Origin of the sequence: Candidatus Binatus sp. (genome assembly GCF_030646925.1) — a bacterium.
Lineage (GTDB): Bacteria > Desulfobacterota > Binatia > Binatales > Binataceae > Binatus.
On the sequence record NZ_JAUSKL010000123.1, the window covers coordinates 1 to 4138 of the forward strand.

3 protein-coding genes and 1 pseudogene are annotated in these 4138 nt (G+C 55.8%); 2 read left to right on the plus strand and 2 right to left on the minus strand.

The genetic code is table 11. The features are described from left to right. Positions 1-323: pseudogene (locus tag Q7S58_RS21015) on the minus strand (terminase); the annotation flags it as partial. A 295-nt stretch (positions 324-618) separates the two neighbouring features. Between Q7S58_RS21015 and Q7S58_RS21020 the strand changes: the two are divergent. Together Q7S58_RS21020 and Q7S58_RS21025 are read left to right on the plus strand one after the other, a co-directional pair. After that, complete coding sequence (locus tag Q7S58_RS21020; protein WP_304830679.1) at positions 619-1356, plus strand: CGNR zinc finger domain-containing protein; 738 nt, start codon at positions 619-621, stop codon at positions 1354-1356. Between the two features lie 1008 nt (positions 1357-2364). Beyond that, entirely contained in the window at positions 2365-2916 is a 552-nt protein-coding gene (locus tag Q7S58_RS21025) for a DUF488 family protein (protein ID WP_304830681.1), read from the plus strand. A gap of 243 nt (positions 2917-3159) precedes the next feature. Here Q7S58_RS21025 and Q7S58_RS21030 read toward each other — a convergent pair whose 3' ends face one another. After that, a complete protein-coding gene (locus tag Q7S58_RS21030; protein WP_304830683.1) occupies positions 3160-3846 on the minus strand; it encodes a lipopolysaccharide assembly protein LapB in 687 nt (228 codons plus the stop codon). Positions 3847-4138: the final 292 nt, after the last annotated feature.

Consider the following 4138-nt stretch of genomic DNA (forward strand, 5'->3'; position numbering starts at 1 on the left):
GTGATCCGCGAGCCGTGCCTGAATCGCACTTCATGGGCTTTGTAAGAGATCCCGGAACTACCCTCGAAGTCGTATTCGAGAGCTTCCACGGCGGCGCCATAGCTCGCGCACCACGGCCTGATCCCTTCCTCCATCGCTTCGAGTGCCTGCCGCTCTCCACGCGAGAGGATGATCCAGCGCGCCTTCTCGCCGCGGGATTCATGGCGCAGGACGTCTTCAACCACCTCAAGCGCGGCCATGTACTTGGTCTTGCCACATTGCCGCGCGACCATCGCGATCTTGAAGCGCGATTCGTCCGCGAGCCACTTGCGCTGGTAGGGCAAGAGATAGACAAGCGGCTCGCTCTGGCCTTCGCGTCGACCATCACCTGGACGCCAAATCCCTTTACTTCGACGCAATTTGCGGCGTGGCAGAAAGGTGCTGAACTTAGGGCGCGCGCGTTTCATGATTGGTAACCGTCCCGCCGCACGGCAACCGGGGTCGCACACTCTGTGTCGATTCCAGTGCAATCTGTTTTCAATCTGAAATCCTCCCTCGGACCATAACTGTCGACGGAGTGTATTTTACCAGCGATCGGGGTCTTGTCTACGGAAGATTAATATTTTAGTGTTGTACCATATGTCTCTGTTAAAACGCTCAACAATCGTAGTGACACAACGGGAACCGAGCGAAATCCTTCAGGAGGCGATAGCGGGCTTTAGCCAAGCCACGCGGCGGGTCGGAAGCGATGACCGCAAGCGTCTGAGTTGGCTGCTTGAGTTTGTCTATCTGTCAGAGGAGAAGCTGGCCGAACTTTCTGAAAGCGAAAAGGCGCAGTTGTGTTTCGATCTGGCCTACTTTGCCAACATTTCTGGGCAATGGGAACTTCCGCCGCTTGAAGAGATCGCAAGCCTGGCGAGCGAAATTAGAAATGGGATCGATCGCCTGCGGCGCACGCGCCGCTGGGTCATTGAGCTTCCAAAGGATTCTATAATTGAACGTATAATTGAGCCTCGACCCAAGCGGCGTGCGGGGCATATCAGGCTCGACGGATACCACTCATTCTACGGCAGCGACGACTTCAGGACCTCCTTCCTGCTATGCGCAGCCGACACGGCTGAAGCCGAGGGAACGCGAATCAGAGTGTGCGCACAAAAAGACTGCGGGCGCATGTTCGCCCGACATCGACGCGCCAGGTATTGCAGCTCACGTTGCTCGCAGAAGGAACGGGACCTTCGCTTCAGAAAGCGTTTCACCAAAACCGAACGCAGGGAACGCCGGCAACGCTACTACAAGAATCGGATGGCCAAACTTCACGGCCCGGCCGTGGCAAGTAAGGTCAAACCTAGGCCGGTCAAACCAACCCCCCGCAAGTGAAGCTGGTCCCGTCGCAAGGAGCCAACGCAGGTTGAAGACTGCGCGCAATTGTCCAGGCGAGAACCTGGTTGGCCCTTCGAGACGGTTGCTCCTCGGTGTGCAGGTGGGTTGCTCAGACGGCTCGATAGCGTCGCTGTCCGGCGCCCACCTCCCTCCGAGTGGCTGCGCCGAAACGACGCTGATCTGCCTCCCATCCAACTTTCCCTGTTCCGGGGTTCTTGCTTCTCTGATACCCGCGCTTTTGCTGCCTGATCCGTGCAACGAAATTCCCTGTTTAACGATTTAGGGAATTCGAACTGCAAGTGCCTGATTTCAGTGGGTTTCTGAAAAGCCGACCGTTAGATTCGGACCAAAAGTCGCGAAAATTCCCAGTATTTCGCGCCTATCAGGGAATTTTCGGGCGGAGAGCAGTTCGCAGCTGACTGCGTCATCCGCCACCGAGTCTTCACATTCAGAGATTCTCCGCGAAATTCGCTAAAGATCGCCGCATTTCGGGCCAATTTGCACTTCCTGCGGCACCAGAGAAAGGCGAGTTCGAGCCACATCGTGAGGATTTCGGCGTTTCGTCTCTGATGCGAATTTCGCTGGTGCCGCGAGAAACGCGGCACAAATCTTCGCAGCAATGCTTCACCCACGAACTGATCATCACCGGCCGTTGATGATGGCTCGTTGCCTTCGGGCAAAACTCTTCGCCGGAGGCGTGAATCTATGCTAAGTGGGGCGAAGATGCCTTCTCCAAAGAAGAGAGTCCCGTTCTGTCCATGCGCTAAATGCAATAGCTTCTACCCATCAGAATTTAGGCCGACTGAAAAACTTCCAGGCAGAGAATTGCTCCCCTCGTTGAGCTCGGGCGAGAAACGCGTAATTTGCGCGCACTGCCAATGCGTGTGGTACCAATCGGCAGTCCAGTGGGGCGTTTCTGCCAAGCTTGTCGGCAGGATGGACGGCGTCAGGTTCATCCCGCTCAGAGCGAACGACAGGCTGTAACAACAATAGGATCGTCGGAGAATGTCGACAGCTTTTGCTCTTTATACCATCGGCTACGAAGGATCGTCGATCAGCGACGTCGTGGAGCGATTGAAGGAAGCGCGAATCCAAATTGTTGTGGATGTTCGCGAGCTTCCGCTTTCGAGGAAGCCAGGATTTTCAAAGAACTCGATGTCGACCATTTTGAGGGCTGCCGGAATCGATTACGTTCATGTGCGCCCTTTGGGCTGTCCGAAATCGATTCGTGCGCGATACAAAGTAGACTCGAACTGGCGTTCCTACTGCCGAGATTTCGAAACTCACTTGCAAAAACAAACGCCGGCAACGCTGACGCTGGCCGAATTGTCAAGGAAGAGACGCGCTTGTCTGGTTTGCTTTGAAAGGGATTTCACCCGCTGTCATCGGAGCATTGTCGCCGAGCGTATTGCGGCATTTGTGGGCGGCCAAGTCGTTCACCTTATTCCTGGAAAAGATGGCCTTGGAGTCCCGAAGCGCTTTGCCGCGGGGGGTATAGCAAGCTTACGATCAGCCACTGATCGGGAAACCGGTGTATCGTACCCATTAGAAATTTGAAGTCTGTCGCGGGAAGATCGTGCTCCATCTTTTGCCTGAAGGGTTGCTCCCAAGCGGCTCCGTGGCGGATGTAGACGTTCCAGAATAGCGCACCCGCCTCCCAATCTACGATTTTGTGCACCCATGTTTGGCCGCCGGAGCGATATTCGTAGTGGAACTCGTAAGGGAGCTTCTTCAGAAGTTGGAGGTGCCGGGCATCTCCGCTGGAATTATTCGAGATGAACGCGTCTAGTGCGCGATGCGTTAACGGTCCACTTTCGCGTCTAGTTGATTGAGGCGTTGGGTATAGGCGAGTGCTTTTGATTGGTCGCCCGCCTCATTCCACCAATCGACGAGCGCAGCGAGGGTATCGCGATCATATGGATGAGCTTTGATACTGCCTTCGAGGATGTTGATTGAGTCTTTGGTACGGCCAGTGTCATGCAACGCCACCGCGTAAACGAATGCATATCGGGCGCTTGCGGGATCGGAATGAGCGGCGGCGCCGAGTAACTCGAGCGCTTTCATGTTTTGCTTCTGACGAACCATCAGAAGGCCGAGCGAGTGAAGCAACGATGCATCGTGCGGCGAACGTTGCAAAGCAGCGGTGAGGACTGCCTCGCCGTCGGCTTCCCGGCCGCTTTCGCGATAGAGGTCTGCAAGATTAACCGCCGCAGGCGCGAAGCTGGGATCTATCGAAACCGCTGTCTTGAGCTCGGCCTCAGCGCGGTCGATTTTACCTTTCCTTGCGAATAGCAAAGCGAGATTCAGATGAGCCTCGGGCCGGTCAGCATTGAATTCCTGCGCTGCGATATATTCATTGGTAGCATGCTCAAAAGCAGTTGAAAGGTCGGAAGGAAATTCGCCAGAGGTTCTTCCGGCGAGAACTTCCGCGGCTTCGATTCGAATGCCACGGACGAGATCACTCAAAAGCGATGCTGGAACCTGCATATTCGCCTGAAGGTCAGAAGACGACAGGGCCCTCGTGGAGGCGCGCCTGACGAGCGGCGAGGTGTCTCTGGATCCATCATTCACTGCGCGATTGCCTGGAGAGGGTGCAAAGGAAGTCAGCAACGTTAAGGCGGTGGCCCGCGCGATTGCGCGAAGCGATGGAGGAAGGGATCAGGCCGTGGTGCGCGAGCTATGGCGCCGCCGTGGAAGCTCTCGAATACGACTTCGAGGGTAGTTCCGGGATCTCTTACAAAGCCCATGAAGTGCGATTCAGGCACGGCTCGCGGATCAC

Excerpts from the sequence above, each read along its gene's own strand:
- Q7S58_RS21025 (WP_304830681.1), top strand. The coding sequence starts at position 2,365 with ATGTCGACAGCTTTTGCTCTTTATACCATCGGCTACGAAGGATCGTCG.
- Q7S58_RS21030 (WP_304830683.1), bottom strand. The coding sequence starts at position 3,846 with ATGCAGGTTCCAGCATCGCTTTTGAGTGATCTCGTCCGTGGCATTCGA.
- Q7S58_RS21020 (WP_304830679.1), top strand. The coding sequence starts at position 619 with ATGTCTCTGTTAAAACGCTCAACAATCGTAGTGACACAACGGGAACCG.